Source organism: Chitinophaga sp. CB10, assembly GCA_001870995.2.
Taxonomy (GTDB): Bacteria; Bacteroidota; Bacteroidia; order Chitinophagales; family Chitinophagaceae; genus Chitinophaga.
On record MLAV02000002.1, the window covers coordinates 381548 to 399421 of the forward strand.

General features: G+C 50.0%; 11 protein-coding genes. 6 read left to right on the forward strand and 5 right to left on the reverse strand.

Translation table 11 applies throughout. From position 1 onward, the window contains the following. Positions 1–6 precede the first annotated feature (6 nt). From BOC67_RS04865 to BOC67_RS04875, 3 genes are all read left to right on the forward strand, one after another. Positions 7–1350 carry a dihydroorotase gene (locus BOC67_RS04865; protein WP_291907925.1) on the forward strand — a complete coding sequence of 448 codons (1344 nt, stop codon included), beginning with the start codon at positions 7–9 and terminating at the stop codon, positions 1348–1350. Positions 1351–1506: 156 nt separating this feature from the next. Further along, positions 1507–2835 (forward strand): DNA mismatch repair protein MutS, encoded by a 1329-nt coding sequence (locus BOC67_RS04870; protein ID WP_291907926.1) that lies wholly within the window; start codon positions 1507–1509, stop codon positions 2833–2835. Between the two features lie 84 nt (positions 2836–2919). Beyond that, positions 2920–4458 carry a YifB family Mg chelatase-like AAA ATPase gene (locus BOC67_RS04875; RefSeq protein ID WP_291907927.1) on the forward strand — a complete coding sequence of 513 codons (1539 nt, stop codon included), beginning with the start codon at positions 2920–2922 and terminating at the stop codon, positions 4456–4458. A 39-nt stretch (positions 4459–4497) separates the two neighbouring features. On the opposite strand, the gene BOC67_RS04880 is transcribed toward BOC67_RS04875, so the two are convergent. Next, entirely contained in the window at positions 4498–6627 is a 2130-nt protein-coding gene (locus BOC67_RS04880; RefSeq protein ID WP_291907928.1) for a translation factor GTPase family protein, read from the reverse strand. A 140-nt stretch (positions 6628–6767) separates the two neighbouring features. On the opposite strand from BOC67_RS04880, the gene BOC67_RS04885 reads away from it, so the two are divergent. The 3 genes from BOC67_RS04885 to BOC67_RS04895 all read left to right on the forward strand — a co-directional run bounded on the left by BOC67_RS04885 (position 6768) and on the right by BOC67_RS04895 (position 9753). Further along, positions 6768–8555, forward strand: a complete 1788-nt coding sequence (locus BOC67_RS04885; protein ID WP_291907929.1) for an ABC transporter ATP-binding protein — start codon at positions 6768–6770, stop codon at positions 8553–8555. A gap of 9 nt (positions 8556–8564) precedes the next feature. Further along, positions 8565–9005, forward strand: coding sequence for a DUF983 domain-containing protein (locus tag BOC67_RS04890; RefSeq protein ID WP_291907930.1), 441 nt, complete (start codon positions 8565–8567; stop codon positions 9003–9005). Positions 9006–9288: 283 nt separating this feature from the next. Beyond that, a complete protein-coding gene (locus tag BOC67_RS04895) occupies positions 9289–9753 on the forward strand; it encodes a hypothetical protein (protein ID WP_291907931.1) in 465 nt (154 codons plus the stop codon). A gap of 49 nt (positions 9754–9802) precedes the next feature. On the opposite strand, the gene BOC67_RS04900 is transcribed toward BOC67_RS04895, so the two are convergent. From BOC67_RS04900 to BOC67_RS04915, 4 genes are all read right to left on the reverse strand, one after another. Next, a complete protein-coding gene (locus BOC67_RS04900) occupies positions 9803–11245 on the reverse strand; it encodes a RagB/SusD family nutrient uptake outer membrane protein (protein ID WP_291907933.1) in 1443 nt (480 codons plus the stop codon). A gap of 39 nt (positions 11246–11284) precedes the next feature. Then, positions 11285–14362 carry a SusC/RagA family TonB-linked outer membrane protein gene (locus BOC67_RS04905; RefSeq protein ID WP_291907934.1) on the reverse strand — a complete coding sequence of 1026 codons (3078 nt, stop codon included), beginning with the start codon at positions 14360–14362 and terminating at the stop codon, positions 11285–11287. 571 nt (positions 14363–14933) lie between these two features. Then, on the reverse strand, positions 14934–17393 hold the full coding sequence (locus tag BOC67_RS04910) for a TonB-dependent receptor (RefSeq protein WP_291907935.1): 2460 nt from the start codon (positions 17391–17393) through the stop codon (positions 14934–14936). A gap of 110 nt (positions 17394–17503) precedes the next feature. After that, on the reverse strand, positions 17504–17800 hold the full coding sequence (locus tag BOC67_RS04915) for a hypothetical protein (protein WP_291907937.1): 297 nt from the start codon (positions 17798–17800) through the stop codon (positions 17504–17506). Positions 17801–17874 lie beyond the last annotated feature (74 nt).

Genomic DNA, 17874 nt, shown 5'->3' on the forward strand with positions numbered 1-17874 from the left:
TGCAAAATGCAAAACTACCTCATCAGGAATATAGCCGTGGTAAATGAAGGGCGCACCACGGTACAGGATGTATGGATCAAGGATAACCGCATTGAAAAAATTGCGCCTAACATCACTATCAGCGGTAATTACAAGGAAATTAACGGAGAAGGCAAACACCTGCTGCCCGGCGTGATTGACGACCAGGTACACTTCCGCGAGCCGGGGCTCACGGAAAAAGCGACCATTTATACCGAAGCGCGGGCCGCTGTAGCCGGTGGTACCACTACCTTCATGGAAATGCCGAACACCAAACCGGCCGCCCTCACCCAGGAGCTGCTGGAAGAAAAGTATGAAATCGGCCGCCAGACTTCCCTGGCCAACTACTCCTTCTTCATGGGAGCAGCCAACGACAACGTGGAAGAGATCCTCCGCACGAACGAAAAGAAAGACCGCGTTTGCGGCGTAAAAATATTCATGGGTTCCTCTACCGGCAACATGCTGGTGGATAACTACCTCACCCTCGACACCGTATTTTCCAACAGCGAACTCCTGATCGCCACCCACTGTGAAGATGAGAAAATCATCCGCCACAATATGGAAGTTTTCAAACAGGAAAAAGGCGATGCGCTCACCGCGGCGGACCATCCGCTGATCCGCAATGTGGAAGCCTGCTTTGAATCCTCCCTGGTGGCCATCCAGTTTGCGCAGAAGCATAACGCCCGCCTGCACATCCTGCATATCTCCACAGCGAAGGAGCTGCAACTCTTCGGCAACATGCTGCCGCTGGCTGAAAAGCGCATCACCGCTGAGGTTTGCGTGCATCACCTCCACTTCACTGCGGACGATTATGCCCAATACGGCAACCTGATCAAATGCAACCCGGCCATCAAATCCCCGGAGAACAGGGACGGCCTGTGGGAAGCCCTGCTGGACGACCGGCTGGACATCATTGCCACCGACCATGCGCCCCATACCTGGGCAGAGAAGCAGCAGCCATACCTGCAGGCTCCTTCCGGCGTGCCGCTGGTACAACACAGCCTGCTCCTGATGCTGGAATATGTAAAGCAGGGTAAGATTTCCATCGAAAAAGTGGTGGAAAAAATGAGCCATGCGCCGGCGGTATGCTTCCAGATTAAAGACAGGGGCTACCTCCGCGAAGGTTACTTTGCCGACTGCGTAATTGTGGATATGAACGCCGGCAGCCAGGTTACCAAAGAGAACATCTATTACAAATGCGGCTGGAGCCCGTTTGAAGGCCATACCTTCCCGGCAGCCGTGACCCATACCTTCGTAAGCGGGCACCTCGCTTATGAAAACGGTAAGTTTGACGAATCCGTAAAAGGTCAGCGCCTGCTGTTTAACCGCTAAAAAGGCGTATTGACAACGATTTCAGGGCTGGGGGAAGATCTATTCCCGCCAGCCTTTTTCTTTTTTGTACCGGGGAGATGCCGGGCTATCTTATGGAATATCGTCATCTTTGCATCCTAACAGGGGTATATGTATATTCACTAAAAAAAGGGCTGCATGCAACTGGACAAAACTTCCTATTACGACCTTAGTATTTTCAACCGGGATGAAGAATATTCCCTTTTCGGGCGGCTGGATTTCACCATTACCGCCGGCGGAAGGGAATACCTGCGTCAACTGTTTACCAAACCGCTGCAGGATATCAAATCTATTCAACAACGCCAGGAAGCGCTTAAATACATTATCAGCCTACAGGGGCAATGGCCTTCCGTGATCACCAACGGCACCATCGTGGTGGTGGAAAACTACCTGGAAGCGCAGATAGAACCGATCACCAACACGGAAGGGCTGGGCTTATATTTACAGACCGCGCTGCATAAAACCGTGTACGCGCCGGATTACAAGCATATCAAATTTGCATTTACGGAAGTGCTGAACCTGATCAGGGGGTTTAACGAATTTGTGCGGGTTTTTAATTCTGACAAAGCGCCGCAGGTGCTGAAAGTGTTGCTGGACCGGGCAGAGCGCCTCCTTAACCAGCCGGACTTTGCTACTATTCTGCGCGCGGATGAGGAAGGCAAGATCAATGCCGCCAACATCCTCCGGTTTGACAGCTATATGCGCCGGCGCAACCGCAAGATACTGCAGGAGCTGATCAGCCTCTATCACCAGCTGGATGCCTTTTATGCGATGGCGAAGGCCGTCAACCACCACCACCTGCATTTCCCTGAACTGCTGGATCATTCCTACCCGGTGATCAAGGCGAAGCAGCTCTACCATGTGATCCTCGATAAGCCGGTGGCCTATGATATGGAGCTGAACCAGGCGACCAACTTCATGTTCCTCACGGGGGCCAACATGGCGGGTAAAACTACGTTTATCCGTGCCGTTGGTATCGCCGTATTCCTGGCGCACATCGGGATGGGCGTGCCGGCGCAGCATATGGAACTGAGCTTTTTCCACGGTATTTTCAGCAACATCCAGGTGCAGGATAATATTTTCAAGGGCGAAAGTTATTTCTACAATGAAGTACAACGAATCAAAAACACCATCATACAGATCAATAACGGCAAAAACTGGCTGGTACTGATTGATGAAATGTTTAAGGGCACTAACGTGGAAGATGCGCGCAACTGTTCGCTGGCCGTAATCCGCGGGCTGCTGAAGAGCAGCAACTGCCTGTTTATCCTGTCCACCCACCTGTATGAAGTGGCGGAGGAGTTAAAGAATGAATCCAAAATCCAGTTCAAATATTTTGAGTCGCAGGTGATTGAAGACGATTTGCATTTCACTTATTTACTGCGGGATGGTATCGCCAAAGAAAAGATAGGATACCTTATTTTAAGAAGAGAAAAAGTTTTGGATTTACTTGATCAGATTAAGTAGATTTACAAAAGATACGGCCGCCACTCATTTCCTGCTGCAAGCAGCGTGAGTGGCGGCTTTTTTGTTAACCTCCATTGCATCCATATGATTGTTAAAACCTATGGCAGCGCCATCCAGGGCGTGCAGGCCATTACTATTACCATTGAGGTAAACGTTTCGCCACGGGGCGCTAAATTCTACATCGTTGGTTTACCGGATAATGCCGTCAAAGAAAGCGAACAACGCATCATTTCCACCTTGCAGCATATCGGCAGGAAGATGCCCCGTACCCGTACTGTCGTGAACCTCGCGCCGGCGGCTATACGAAAAGCGGGCGCGGCTTACGACCTACCTATTGCCATCGGCATTTTAGGGGCCAGCGCCGAAATACCGACGGAGGCTTTCGCTTCGCATGTGATGATGGGCGAGCTTTCGCTGGACGGGACTTTGCTGCCGGTACGCGGCGCGTTGTCCATGGCTATCAAAGCGCGCGCGGAAGGCTTCAGGGCCATCATACTGCCCTGGAAGAATGCGCCGGAAGCGGCGCTGGTAGAGGATATTGCCGTTTACGGCGCTACGGATATCAATGCGGTTATCCGGCACCTGGAAGGCGTGGAACCTTTGCCGGCAGCTACTTCCGGAACCGGCGTGAATATGTTGCAGCAGCCGGCCGCTTATGATTTTGATTTCAGCGAAGTGAAGGGGCAGCGGCATATCAAGCGGGCGTTGGAAATAGCGGCGGCGGGCGGGCACAATGCGATATTGATCGGCCCGCCGGGCGCGGGAAAAACCATGCTGGCGAAGCGGTTCCCGTCTATACTGCCTCCCCTCCTGCTGGACGAAGCGCTGGAAACTACGATGATTTATTCCGTAGCGGGGAAGACGGCGGAAAAAACCGCCCTGATTGTACAACGGCCGTTCCGCGCGCCGCATCACGGGATCAGCGACGTAGCGCTGGTGGGCGGCGGCAGTACGATTCAGCCGGGGGAGATTTCCCTGGCGCATAACGGCGTATTATTCCTCGATGAACTGCCTGAATTCAGGCGCTCTGTGCTGGAAGTATTGCGGCAGCCGATGGAAGAGGGCAGCGTGACCATTGCCAGGGCGCGGCAGGCCGTCACCTTCCCTGCTAACTTCATGCTGCTGGCGTCGATGAATCCATGCCCTTGCGGGTACTTTAACCATCCGGAAAAGAAATGCAGCTGCGCGCCGGGCATGGTGTACAAATATTTGAATAAGATATCCGGGCCGTTGATGGACCGCATAGACCTGCACGTGGAAGTGACGCCGGTAACGTATTCGGCCCTGAGCGATCAAACCGTAGCGGAAAGCAGCCAAATGATACGGCAACGGGTTATCGCAGCCAGGGCGATACAAAAAGAGCGGTTCGGCGATGCGTATATCAACTGCAATGCCCGGATGACGGCGAAGATGATGCACCGGCATTGCCAGACGGATGCGGAAAGCCAGCAGTTGCTGCGCAGCGCCATGAAGCGGTTGCAATTATCCGCGCGGGCATATGACCGGATCATGAAAGTGAGCCGTACGATTGCGGATCTGGATAGCAGCGCGCAGATTAATGCGCGGCATATGGCGGAGGCGATCCAGTACAGGAGCCTGGACCGGCAGACGTGGGGCGGTTAGGCCGCCGGGTGAGCGTTTCCTCCCGGTTGTCCATGCCTGTCAGGCGACGGACTCCGTCTTCCTGTATTCCTCGCTCAGCTTTTTCTGCACTTCGGGCGGCACGGGCGCATATTCCGCGAAGGTGGAACGCAGCTTGGCCTTTCCCTGGGTAACATTGCGCAGGGCGGCGAACAGTTTGTCCAGCTCGGCCTGTGGCGTGCGGGCTTTGATCACCTGGTAGCCGTTGAGCGTATCCATACCTGTTATGATACTGCGGCGGCTTTGGAGTTCGCTCATCACGTCGCCCATCATGAAATCAGGCGCGGTGGCTTCCAGGTCGAACACGGGTTCCAGCAGCTGTGGCGCCGCCTGGTGGAAAGCTTCTCTGAATGCCATCATGCCGGCTATTTTGAAGGAGATATCATTACTGTCTACCGGGTGCATTTTGCCATCGTATATACTTACCCGTATATCCCGTACATACGAGCCCGTGAGGGGGCCTTCCTGCATTTTTTCCATAATGCCTTTGAGGATGGAGGGCAGGAAGCGCGCGTCAATAGCGCCGCCTACGATGCAGTTGTTGAATACCAGTTTGCCTCCCCAGGAGAGCGGGATTTCTTCCGTTTCGCGCACGGGGAAGTCTTTCAGCGGGGGCATGCCTTCGTACCAGGGTTCTATTTTCATATAAACCTCTCCGAACTGGCCTGCGCCGCCGGATTGTTTTTTATGCCGGTAAGACGCCATTGCCGGTTTCTGGATGGTTTCCCGGTAAGGGATTTTGGCCGGCAGGAAATCGACCGGCATTTTATAAATGTTTTCCAGCCGCCATTTGGTTACCAGGAGGTGGAGGTCGCCCTGGCCATGGAGGATCACCTGTTTCAGTTCGCGGTTGAACTCTACTTCGAGGGTGGGGTCTTCCATGTGAATTTCCGCCAGCACTTCGCTGAGCTTTTCATCGTCCGCCTTGTTTTTCGCTTCAATGGCTACACGCACTTTGGGCGGCGGGAAGTCGATAGGTGCAATTTGACCGGAGAAGTTCCTGTCGCAAAGGGTATGGTTAGTCAGGGTATTTTTCAGTTTCAGGGTGCAGCCGATGTCGCCGGCGCGGAGTTTATCCACGTTATTGCGGTTTTTACCGTCCGCGATGAAAAGCTGGCTGATCCTTTCCGTAGTATTCCCTTTTTCGTTGATCAGCTCCATGCCGGGCTTTACTTCACCGGACATGACTTTGAAGAAGGTGAGCCGGCCTACATGCGGCTCCTGCAGGGTTTTGAACACGAACAGGCATGCGGGGCCGGCGGGGTCGCAGGGCACGGCAGCGCCATCTTCCGTTGTTTCCGGCGGCATATCGATGGCGGAAGGGGCTACATTATCGATGAAGCCCATGAGTCGCCCGCTGCCCATATCATTTTTGGCGGAGAGGCAGAAAACGGGGAATACCTGGTGTTTGAGCATGCCTATTTTGAGTCCTTCGCGGAGTTCATCTTCGTCGAGGCTGCCTTTTTCAAAGTATTGTTCCATGAGGGAGTCATCGTTTTCGGCGGCTTTTTCAACGAGTTCGTTATGGAGTTTGTTGGCTTGTTCGAGTTCGCTGTCGGGGATGGGGAGCTTTTCGGGTTTTCCACCGTTTGGGGGGAAACGGTACATGGTCATTTTGAGGAGATCGATGATGGCGTTGAATCCGGGGCCCTGGTTCACCGGGTATTGCATGATGGTGACTGCGTTTCCCAGGGTTTCCCTGGCCTCCTCCAGGGTTTTGGTGAAATTGGCTTGCTCAGTATCTAACTGATTGACTGCCAATATGGTGGGTTTTCGGTATTTATCCACATAGTCCCATATGAGTTCGGTGCCTATTTCCACTCCGTACTGGGCGTTGAGCAATAATACCGCAGTATCGCAAACGCGTATGGAGGCTATGACTTCTCCGATAAAGTCTTCCAGGCCGGGGGTATCGATCACGTTGATCTTATAATCCCGCCATTCCGTGTGCATGGAGGTGGCGTAAACGGAGTTACCACGTTCGTATTCGATTTCGTGGTAATCAGAAACCGTATTCTTTTCCTCTACCGTACCGCGTTTGCTGATAATGCCGGCTTCGAACAGCATTGTTTCGGAAAGGGTGGTTTTTCCACTCTTGGCAGCGCCCAACAGTACGATGTTTTTGACGTGTTTTTCATCATACGTTTTCATATGTGGAGATTTATGAGCTTATAAAGAACTTCTATATTAAGTTAGTCATTTTTGGGCAATGCCGGGAGTACAATGTTATAACATGTAGTACCTTTGAACCTTTGAAAGTTTCCTCAATAAATGATACAGAAAACAGGATTATGAAACTACTACTACAATATCTGAAAAAATACAAATGGCTTTGTTTCTTTGCAATGTTACTGGCAACTGTCAACCAGCTGTTTTCCCTGCTGGATCCGTACATCTTTGGTCGTATTATCGACAGGTTTGCCTCCCATCCTAAAAGTACGACAGCTGATGGCAGTATATTCCGCAGCGAGAGCACGTATGTAGGCGGTGTGATATTATTACTGCTGGCGTCTATTGGCGTGGCCATGGTATCCAGGATTGCGAAAGCATTTCAGGATTATTTTGTAAATGTGATTGTTCAAAAATTCGGCGCGCAGGTGTACACGGATGGGCTGAAACATTCCCTGCGCCTGCCTTATCAACAGTTTGAGGACCAGCGCAGCGGGGAAACGCTGGCTATCCTGCAGAAGGTAAGAACAGACTGTGAGAAGTTTATTACCTCTTTTGTAAACGTGTTGTTCGTTTCCCTCATTGGCGTCATCTTCGTGATCATCTATGCCGCTTATGTACATTGGACTTTACCCTTTGTGTACCTGGTCGGCAGTTTGTTACTGGGTATCCTGATGAATATTTTGAGTAAGAAGATCAAGGTCATCCAACGCACTATTGTGAAGGAAACGACCGCCCTCGCCGGGAGTACCACGGAATCGCTCCGTAACATCGAGTTGGTGAAAAGCCTTGGGTTGACCAACCAGGAGGTAAGGCGCTTAAACAGCACCACGCTGAAAATTCTCATGCTGGAACTGAAAAAGGTTAGAAGCATCCGCAGTATCAGCTTTGTGCAGGGTACGTTTGTGAACCTGATGCGTTCTGCCATCCTTTTCCTGCTGTTGTTTTACATCTACAGGGACATTGTAAGTATCGGCCAGCTGATGTCCCTTCAGCTGTACTCCTTCTTCATCTTTGGCCCCTTGCAGGAACTGGGTAATATCATCCTGAATTACAGGGAAGCCCAGGTATCGCTCCAGAATTTCCAGCAAATACTGGACACGCCGGTGGAGGAATTGCCGGCCAACCCGGTGAATATTACGCATATTGACGAGCTGCAGTTCCGTGAAGTAGGCTTTAAACACCTCACTGCGCAGACGAAGGCGCTGGACAACGTGAGCTTCAGCGCGAAGCTGGGCGAAACGATCGCGTTCGTAGGTCCGTCAGGGTCCGGTAAAACCACGCTGGTGAAGCTGCTGGTGGGCTTATACAAGCCGATGGAGGGGCATATCCTGTATAACGGCGTTGAGTCGGATGAGGTAGACATGGAGGCGCTTCGCCACCAGGTGGGGTTTGTGACGCAGGATACGCAACTGTTTGCCGGTACGATCAAGGAAAACCTGCTGTTTGTGAATCCCGGGGCGACTGATGAGCAGGTGATGGATGCGCTGGACAAAGCGTCCTGCTATTCCCTGCTGGCCCGGGCCGACAAAGGGCTGGAAACAGTTATCGGGGAAGGAGGTATAAAAATATCAGGTGGGGAGAAGCAAAGGCTTTCCATTGCCAGAGCGCTGCTGCGCAAGCCACGTTTGATGGTGTTTGACGAAGCCACTTCGGCGTTGGACTCTATTACTGAAGAAGAGATCACGAGAACTGTCCGGGATATTACCGCGAGTCGCCAGCATATAACGGTGATGATCGCGCACCGTTTATCCACTATCATGCATGCCGACAGGATATTTGTACTGGAAAAAGGGCGCATTGTTGAAACCGGACGCCATGCTGAGTTGTTGGAGGAAAAAGGACTGTATTATGCCATGTGGCGTCAGCAGATCGGAGAAAGGAAGTTTGAAACTGAAGTAATTAGTTAAATTTGCGCCATGAGTACAAATAAGCCGCAGCGTCCGAACTACCTATGGAGCATGATTACCATGAAATGCCCCAGGTGTAGAAAAGGACCGATGTTCAAGGATCAGAACCCTTTCCATGTGAAGTTCTCGAAGATATTCAACATGTATGAAAACTGCCCCGTATGCGGTCAGCAGTATGAATTGGAAACGGGTTTCTGGTTTGGAACGGGCTATGTGAGCTATGCGCTCTCGGTGGCATTCAGTGTGTTTAACCTGATCTGGTATGCGGTGTTTTTTGGTATCAGCTGGCGGGATAACAGTATTTTTATCTGGCTGGGCGTCAACGGGGCATTGCTGCTGTTGTTACAGCCGTGGCTGATGCGGTTATCACGTGCGATTTACCTTTATTTCTTTGTTTATTATGATGAAAATACGGCGAAGCTGGAAAAATTCCACCGTCATAAAGATTAGTTGAAGATATTTGGGGCTGTGAAAACAGCCCCTATCTTTTTCAACCAAAATCTGAACCAATGGTGGTCAGAAGAATTTATAGAGGCAATAACTTCAAGTGTGTCTTAGGGAAATGTAGGTATAAAGTGCGGCAGGTTTGTTTCCTCTGATGTACCTACCATGAAAATGCGGTGCTAAACTACGAAATCCACGTTTATTTAAACAAATAAATGTATCAGTGGCGGTAGTTTCATTTTTACGGTCAAAACTAAATTTGCAGCGTTCGTTTTAAATAAGAATATTAATGAAAAGGATATGTTTTCAACTGGCGATCATCCTATTTTGCAGCTGGGCCTGTAATAGCAGCCCTGAACAGGCGCATGACGCAAAAACGGTCGAAAGGGGCAGGAAGACGGTTCATCCACAACAATTCAAGTTACAGTCCGGTAACCCGGACGATTCAAATACGGTATATACTGCCGGCAATATATTTATCAAGGTCGCAAATGGGGAGGACTCCATGCAAACGATCACGATAAGCAGGGCGCAAAAAAGGCTGATCAATTACATCCGGAAAATAGACAGCCTACCCTCCTGCTACCTGTACACCCATGCGGGTGATACCATCCTGGCATTGCTGTCCGGGACAAAATTCACGGCATACCGCATACGTAATAATAAGGCGGTATTGCTGGATCACTTTTTTACAAAGGAACTACCGGAATTGGAGTACCGGGATTCGGTACCGGAATTCATTCATCATAAATAAAAAAAGTCCGGAGCAGTTGCTCCGGACTTTTTATTTCGTATAGTCGCTACTACTTCGTGTAACCGTCGTTTTGTTCCATCAAGCGGTTCGCGTTGATTTCCGTCTGCGGGATAGGCAGTACGAAGCGGAAGTTGCCGGCAGGCAGTTTGGCGCCGTTGGCGCTTGGCGCATCTTCCGGATTCCTGTCTACGCCGAGGCCTCTTCTTTTCAGGTCCCAGAAACGGTGGCCTTCATAAGCCAGCTCTTTAAAGCGCTCATCGATGATGGCGGCGATGGCCTGATCTTTACTGGCGAGCGTAACGTTAATGTAGCCGTTAATACGGGCTGCGCGCAGTGCGTTCAGATCGCTTTCGGCACTGTTGGCGCCGGAAACCTTGCCTTGTTCCGCACGGGCTTCCGCACGGATCAGGTACATTTCGCCGGTACGGAATACTTTCGCATTATTCACGTTTTCGTTACCGGTAGCATAGCCGCTGCCGGCATACTTTTTAATCAGCTTGGAAGGTCGATTGGCGGCAATCAGCAAAGGTTCGTCAATTAAGTAAGCATTAAAGCGTACATCGTTGACTTTATCGTAAGCGCTGAAGAGCTTATTGGAAGCAGTCCAGGAAATCTGGCCTATGTTAATCACCCCACCGCTGGTGGTGGAGATATTACGCCAAAGGCTGCCCAGGCGATCCAACGCGGTAGTACGTACAATTCTGTAGGATACTTCCGCCGTGTTGGCATCCGTCCAGATACCCGGGAATTCCGCCCTGGTAGCAAGCGGCAGCTGGTTGATGTATTCTGTCGCATATGCTTCCGCGTTAGCCCAGTCTTTCATATACAGGGCAACCCTTGCCTGCATACCGCTCACGGTTGCTCTGTTGATGCGGTTCCTGTCGTCCAGGTTATTAGGCACCAGAGATTTGGCGGCGGCCAGGTCAGCATTCAGCTTTTTAAAATACTCTTCCATGCCGATGCGTGCCTGTGGAGCCAGGGAAGGCTTTTCCATGTAAGGCATGGCCGGTTTGCCGGTACCATAGTTATCGCAATAATACCTGAACAGCTCAAAGTGCGCCCATGCACGTAAGAAGAGGCACTCTCCCTGCAGCTTTAAGCGCAATGGTCCGTCGGTAGGTTTTGTGGAATCCGCCTTCGGTAATGCCGCCAGTACGCGGTTCACCCTGTCGGCAATAACACCGTTCCCGGTAATAGCGGTAAAGTTATCCCTGATTACTACGTCAGAGGTGCTGAACTGCCATTCATGTACGGTGGCGGCGTTGTAAAACTCTGCGGTTTTCACCTCGTCGGACATGACTGCGTTCAGCAGGATGTCCATATTGGTAGAAAGTGCGGAGTAGGCGCCTATTACGCCGGATTCGCAGTTATCTACCGTTTTATATGCGATGTCGCCACCTACGATATCTGTTTCTGTAATGTCAATCACCTTCTTGCAACTGAAGGTAGTAGCAATGACCAGTGACAGGCAAAATATATTTCTCAATTTCATTTTAAATCGGTTTTAATGGAAAGACTGCATTCCTTTTGATTAGAAGGTAATATCAACGCCGGCGGTCCACATTTTCGGGTTCGGATATTCGTTCAGGCTGATGTTGTTGTTATCTTCCGGATCTTGTCCAATCCATGGGCTCCATACAGCCAGGTTAAAGCCTTGGGCATATATTTTCGCGCCTTTGATCAATTTGTTGCCTTTGAATTTAATGGAAGGAACATTGTAAGCAACCTGGAGCGATCTGAAGCGGAGGAACTTGGCATCCATCAGGTCAGAAGAAGTAAAGCCCCTGTCGTATTGCGGGGACTGGAATCTCTTCTGGTCGCCGGGTTTTTCCCAGGTATCGGTCAGCAGTTCTTTCACACCGTTTACAGAGGACTGGTATCCTACTGTACCTCTGGAAATCCAGTTATAGGTATTGTTACTTCTTACCACATCAAACTGGTAAGAGAATAAAGCGCTCAGGGTGAAATCTTTGTAACGGGCATCCAGGGTGAAGCCGCCTACATGTTTTGGCATATAGGTACCGAAAATCGCCATTTGCGGCGCTTTACCGGCATCTGTTACAGGTTTGCCATCCGCGCCTTCGTAGGTAGGTTTACCGGTTGCTGGGTCAGCGCCCAGGTAGTGCTGGCTGTAATGGGAACCGAATGGCAGGCCTTTTTTGATCAGGTAAGTACCGAGTACGTACTCGTCTACGAGGCCGAGGTCTTCAATGTTATTCACGTTGATGGCGTGCGTCCATCCGAGAGTCAGCGTATAGTCCCTGTCTCTCAGCACATCGCCGGAAAGGGCGATTTCCAAACCACGATTACTCATTTTACCTGCGTTGATATCCAGTTGCGAAAATCCTGTAGTGTAGGACAGTGGCTGCCTTACAAACATATCCACGGTGAGGTTACGGTAGTAGTCTGCACTCAACCTGATGCGGTTATCAATCAATCCGAGGTCAAAGCCTACGTTTAATTTTTTGATAAACTCGATCTTCAGATCAGGATTTCCAGGCTCTGTAGGTCTGATACCGGAAATAGGAGAACCGAGGAATGGCGTGCTGAGACTGTTGAAACCAGCATACTGGGTTCCCATGTAGTTGGTAACAGGCAGCAGGCCGGTGGATGGGGATACCGTAAACATGGTAAAGCTGGTCGTTTGGATACTACCGATATTAGGCACCAGGCCATAGGAAGCTCTCAAACGGAGATCGCTCAGGACGGAACTGCCGGCAAGGAAGTCTTCTTTTATCGCATTCCAGGAAGCACCTACTGACCAGGTGGTAATTTGTTTGTTATCCGGGTTCAGAATCCTGGAAGTACCATCTCTTCTGATCAAACCGTTTACGGTGTATTTATCGTTAAAGGTGTAACGTAAGTTGGCGAAGTAAGACCTGATACCATAGCCGGTTTTCGCGCTGGAAGCCTGCTGTGCAATGGCCGCCGCGCCGCCGGTCACCACCGTACCCGCGCCCTGGCCGGTCATGGTTAAACGGGGATCCAGTGCATACAGGTAAAAGCCGTTACCCTGCTGCCAGTTTCTTACGATTTCAAAATATGCGCCGGCTTCAATATCGTGTTTGCCGTAGCTGTTAGCAAAAACGAGGCTGGAAGTATTAATGAGGTTGGCGATATTCCTGTTGGACTCTATATCCATACCTTTCTGCTGTACCATGGTAGAACCATAGAAAGAGTTGGCGTTGATATAACGCTGTGCAAAGTTGGAAGAAGCGTCCAGGCCAATCTGGTTGGCAGCTGTCAGATATGGGAGGATTTTATATGCCAGGTTTAAACCCGTGTTGATCTTGATTTGCTTTTCGCGATAGGTGGTAGCATCAATTGCTTCCAACGCATTCGCGATTGCCTTAGGCGCCATGGTGGTAGAGGTACCGAAGTTCAGCGAACCATCCGGCTTGTACGGGTTTTCATATGTTTTGGCCCTCCATACGATCTGGAATGGGTTTCTTGCGTTGTTACCCAGGTATTCGCCATCTGCATAATCAGCAACGGTATAACCTATGGTAGAATTCAGGCGCATGGTCAGCTTCCCAAAATTCTGATCCATGTTGAAGCGGGAAACATATCTTCTTAGGCGGGAATCCTCGATGGTACCTTTTTGGTCAAACACCTGGCCGGACCAGAAGTATCTTGATTTATCAGTACCGCCGGAGGCATTGAGTTCGTAGGTTTGGGAAAATCCTTTGCGGTAGAAGATATCCGCGTAGTTCATATCGATGTTACGGATACTGTCGAGAATAGCTGCGTTCCTGGCTTTCTGCGCATCGGAAAGGTTAGCGTTAGCCGGATTTTTAGGGGAGTAATTCCATCCCGGCGTATTGGCGAACTGGCTCCTTTCTTCGTATTGCAGCATTTCTGCTGAATTCATCAGGTTCAGGTTCTTCCAGCTGGCAGGCGCTGTGGTACCCAGTTGCGTGCGGAAAGTGAATTGGTTATCCCCTGCTTTACCGCGTCTGGAAGTCATAACGATCACGCCTACACCGCCGCGCGCGCCATACATGGCAGCAGCGGACGCGTCTTTCAATACGGTGATAGATTCCAGGTCATTTGGGTTGATGGTAGCGAGATCGCCGGAAGAAATGGGCACTCCGTCCAGTATGTACAGTGGTTGTACGCCAGCGCCGGCAATGGATTGTACCCCACGCATAATAACGTTGGAGCTGGCGCCTGGCTGACCGGAACCTGAAGTGGCCTGTAAACCTGGCACGCGGCCCTGCAGGGCCTGATCCAAGGATCCCACCGGTGTGGCGTCCATTGGTTTGTTACTGAGTACCGTAGCGGCGCCCACGTATTGGTTACGTTTAATGGTAGAGTAACCGGTTTTCACTTCTACTTCACTGAGCGACTGTGCAGACATTTTCATACGCACGTCAATCACTGATTCGTTACCGATAGGAATTTCCTGTGTTGCAAAACCAATGGATGCGAAGATTAAGGTTTTAGCGTTCTCTGGTACGGTAACGGTGTACTGTCCTTTAACATTCGTGATACTACCGCGCTGTGTGCCTTTGATCTGGACAGAAACCCCGGGGAGTATTGCCCCATCGGTATCTACCACTCTCCCGGAGATTGTTCTCTGGGCATAAAGCGACACTGCAAATAGCATACACGCGACCCATGCGAATAGAATTTTTCTCCTTTGCGCTTAATTTAGATTGGTTGAATAAAAGGTATAGGAGTCCCTGACCTGTCCTATGATCAGGTTCCAAAAAGCAAAAAAGTATATCCGTTGACGTTATACGTCAATTCATAAGCGATAAATAAAAAAAAGTGCGTAGTTACAGTTTACCGATATACGATAAACAGTGGCGAAGGGTGAATAAATTCAAGCAAAAGTTTATTTCACACAAGCACGCAAGTAACGATTAACGCTGATTTTGGCATTGTTCCTTGGAATTGCTGTAACTAGTTTTTTGGTTGTGAAAAATTATACTATCGTTCGTACAGATCTTGGTTTGATTACATTTTCCATTCACTCAATAGGGATGAGCATTTATTTCATATTCTCTAAGCTTGTAATCGGAAATAAAGATAACTACTTATCTCGCAAATTAACAATCCGATTTACAAATATTTATATTTATTATATATTATATTCTCTTTCAGTAAACTTAACAAGCGGTTGCACCTTATAAAAAGAAGGTGCAACCGCTTGCGAATTTTTTGGGAGAACAACCTTATTTAAAGTCGATTGGAATAGCCAGTTTTACACTGAAGTTTCGTCCCATGTTAAACACGCCGGCCCGCCCGGTGACCGGGTTTACATCGGCATATTTCAACCTGCTCAGGTTACTCTGGTAAGCCACATCTGTAATATTATTCACCGCAAAATGCAGGGAAAATAATGTCCGGTTCTTTTTGTTCACGAAGTCGCTGCCAAAGCCGGCATTAAGCAGTGTGAAACCATCCGTCGGGGTTTCCGTTTCGTATGCGCTGAAGATATTGTTCTGGGCAAAGTTCATATCCATCTGCACGCCCACATAGGCATTTTGCAATACGCCACTGCCGATTTTCCTGAACTTACCTTTAAGTTCAGATAACCATCTCCCGGCAGGGATATTAGGCAAATACTTCGTAGAGTCAGTACCGTTAGCGGCCACTCCCCTTACGTAAGAAACCGTATTTTCAAAATGCAGCCAGTCAATCGGATGCGGATGGATATCCAGCATCAACTCACCTCCGTAGAGGTTAGCAGTGGTTTGCTGGTATTTAAAGGCTGCAAATCCTTCTTCGTTATTGGTTGCCGGGATGGAATCCGTACCGGCGAGGTTGAACAGCTTGCGGGAATAGATGAAGTTATTAATATGGTTATAGAAAATGTTCGCTGTCAGGCTCACATGTTCGGTATTAAAGTCCACCCCAATATCCGCCTGTGTACTTACTTCCGGTTTCAGGTCCGTATTACCGTATTCGTATTTAATGGTGCCTTCGTGTACGCCGTTGGCAGAAAGTTCTGCAATGTTAGGCGCACGGAAGCCCCTGGCCGCATTGGCTTTCAGCGTCACGCGGTCGCTGGCGGCATAGCTAAGGCCTACGCTGGCAGAAACGTTATTGAAGTTTTTGTTGAACGCGGTAAAACGCGCATCGCCGCTGGCTGCCGGCTTGCCGTCTTCATCCAGGAAGAGGGCTTTGGAATTAAGGGAGCGGTTATCGAAGCGCGCGCCTCCGGAGAGGGTCAGCTTACCAAAGGATTTACGGGTTACTGCAAAACCACCGATATCAAACAGGTCGTATGCGGGGATCAGGTATTCCTCTCCTTTATTGGCATTGGTTTGCTGCATACCGTTTACGCCGACCGTGGTTTGCCATCCGTTCATTTCAGGCAGGAAATAACGGAAGCCGTAGTTGAAGGTCTTCAGGTCCAGGAATAACTCCGGATCGTTTGGCGCCAGTACGTCCCCATACTCTTTACGCTGGTTCAGCTGGTAGCCCAGGGTGAGTGCCAGACGGCCGCCGTTGGCCAGGTACAGGCTATTGTCCCAAACAATTTTCTGGTGGGAGATCTTTTGCTTCGGCACGTTCATACTGTACGACTTATTGTCACTGCCCGTTGCCGAAGTTTCTTCGGCCACGCCATTGTTATTGATCAATTTAATGAAACCACCTGCGCTATCTCTTTCGCCTTCCACCAATCCGAGGTTTTGATTGAAGGAAGTGAAGGTCAGGTGAGAGTAGCCCCATTTTTTATTGATACCGATGCTGGCGCCGTAGTTCGTGTTGTTATAGCGGGAGTTGAATACGTAGTCGTCGTACTTATTTTTGTAATCGTGGGCTTGTTTTTGAGTAATGTAAGCGCTCCAACTTAGCCCGTTCTGATTCCCGGCAACATCAGCATGATACGCCATGGTACCGTTGTTAGACATATAGTTGGCCTCCACGTTGCCTTTAATTCTCCCCACAGGCAAAGGAGATGGGGTAATAATATTTACCACACCGGCGAGGGCATCCGAGCCGTACATCAGGGATGCGGGGCCTTTGAGGACTTCAATCCTGCTGACGTTATAATCATCAATTTCGATCCCGTGTTCATCCCCCCATTGCTGGCCTTCCTGGCGTACGCCATCGCTTACCACCACTACGCGGTTATAACCGAGGCCACGGATAAAAGGCTTGCTGATGGCAGGTCCGGTGGATAACTGGCTTACGCCGGGCACTTTGGAGATCGCGTCAATGATATTGGTGGAAATATGCTGGTCCAGGTCATCCTTACGGATGATGCTGACAGGCACCGGGTTGCTTTTCGCGGAGGTGGCCAGGTTTACCCCGGTTACTACCACTTCATTTTTTTCAATCAGCGTTTCGGAGAGTTCAAAATCGTGGCTGGTGGGCCCGTCGATCGTCAGCACCTCCGTATAGGCCGCATAGCCTATGTAATGGAGCTCTACCAAAAATTTTCCTTTGGGAAGATTCTTAATGCTGTATTGTCCGCTGGCATCCGCAGAGGCGCCTACTTTCAGGTCCGGCAGGTAGATGGTAGCGCCGGGCAAAGCGGTATGGGTATTTTTGTCTGTAATTTTTCCACTGAGCGAGTTATTCGTCAGTTCATCTTTCGTATCGGCATAAGCAAAGGCGTATAACGCGAGCATGGTCAGCGTTATCACCGAAAAGCGGGTCATAAATACACGCAGGTATTGCATATCAATAAATGATAAATCAGTTAGGAAAATCCACGCCGGGCGGGATCAGTTTTCTCGGCAGGCAGCATGGCGAAGCCCGTGCTGCAGTTACTGTCTGTTGACAGGTTGAATCAGGAAATGGCAGGTGCTGACAGTACAGGCATTACCGGGGGAGCCCTGGGAGGGAGATTGCGGTGAACGGCATGCGCAGGCGCCGGGCAGGCGGGGTCCTGAAATACCCAAATCACCGTTTGAACCGGCGCTATATATGAAGTAACAAATACCTCATAGGGTTCGATACCTATTTGCAGGAAATCACAATGCTGGTGATGGGAGGAAATGGTGACCTCTCCTACCGGGTGAATGGTATCGTGCGTATCGTGATGGCGGGAAAATTCGTGTATAAATTCCCGTGGGAGCGAATTCAAGGTGAATACTCCCAACAGCATTATAGCAAGAAACCGATGCCACGACTTTTTGTACACGGGGCAAAGATAGGCAA

Excerpts from the sequence above, each read along its gene's own strand:
- BOC67_RS04865 (WP_291907925.1), top strand. The coding sequence starts at position 7 with ATGCAAAACTACCTCATCAGGAATATAGCCGTGGTAAATGAAGGGCGC.
- BOC67_RS04870 (WP_291907926.1), top strand. The coding sequence starts at position 1,507 with ATGCAACTGGACAAAACTTCCTATTACGACCTTAGTATTTTCAACCGG.
- BOC67_RS04875 (WP_291907927.1), top strand. The coding sequence starts at position 2,920 with ATGATTGTTAAAACCTATGGCAGCGCCATCCAGGGCGTGCAGGCCATT.
- BOC67_RS04880 (WP_291907928.1), bottom strand. The coding sequence starts at position 6,627 with ATGAAAACGTATGATGAAAAACACGTCAAAAACATCGTACTGTTGGGC.
- BOC67_RS04885 (WP_291907929.1), top strand. The coding sequence starts at position 6,768 with ATGAAACTACTACTACAATATCTGAAAAAATACAAATGGCTTTGTTTC.
- BOC67_RS04890 (WP_291907930.1), top strand. The coding sequence starts at position 8,565 with ATGAGTACAAATAAGCCGCAGCGTCCGAACTACCTATGGAGCATGATT.
- BOC67_RS04895 (WP_291907931.1), top strand. The coding sequence starts at position 9,289 with ATGAAAAGGATATGTTTTCAACTGGCGATCATCCTATTTTGCAGCTGG.
- BOC67_RS04900 (WP_291907933.1), bottom strand. The coding sequence starts at position 11,245 with ATGAAATTGAGAAATATATTTTGCCTGTCACTGGTCATTGCTACTACC.
- BOC67_RS04905 (WP_291907934.1), bottom strand. The coding sequence starts at position 14,362 with ATGCTATTTGCAGTGTCGCTTTATGCCCAGAGAACAATCTCCGGGAGA.
- BOC67_RS04910 (WP_291907935.1), bottom strand. The coding sequence starts at position 17,393 with ATGCAATACCTGCGTGTATTTATGACCCGCTTTTCGGTGATAACGCTG.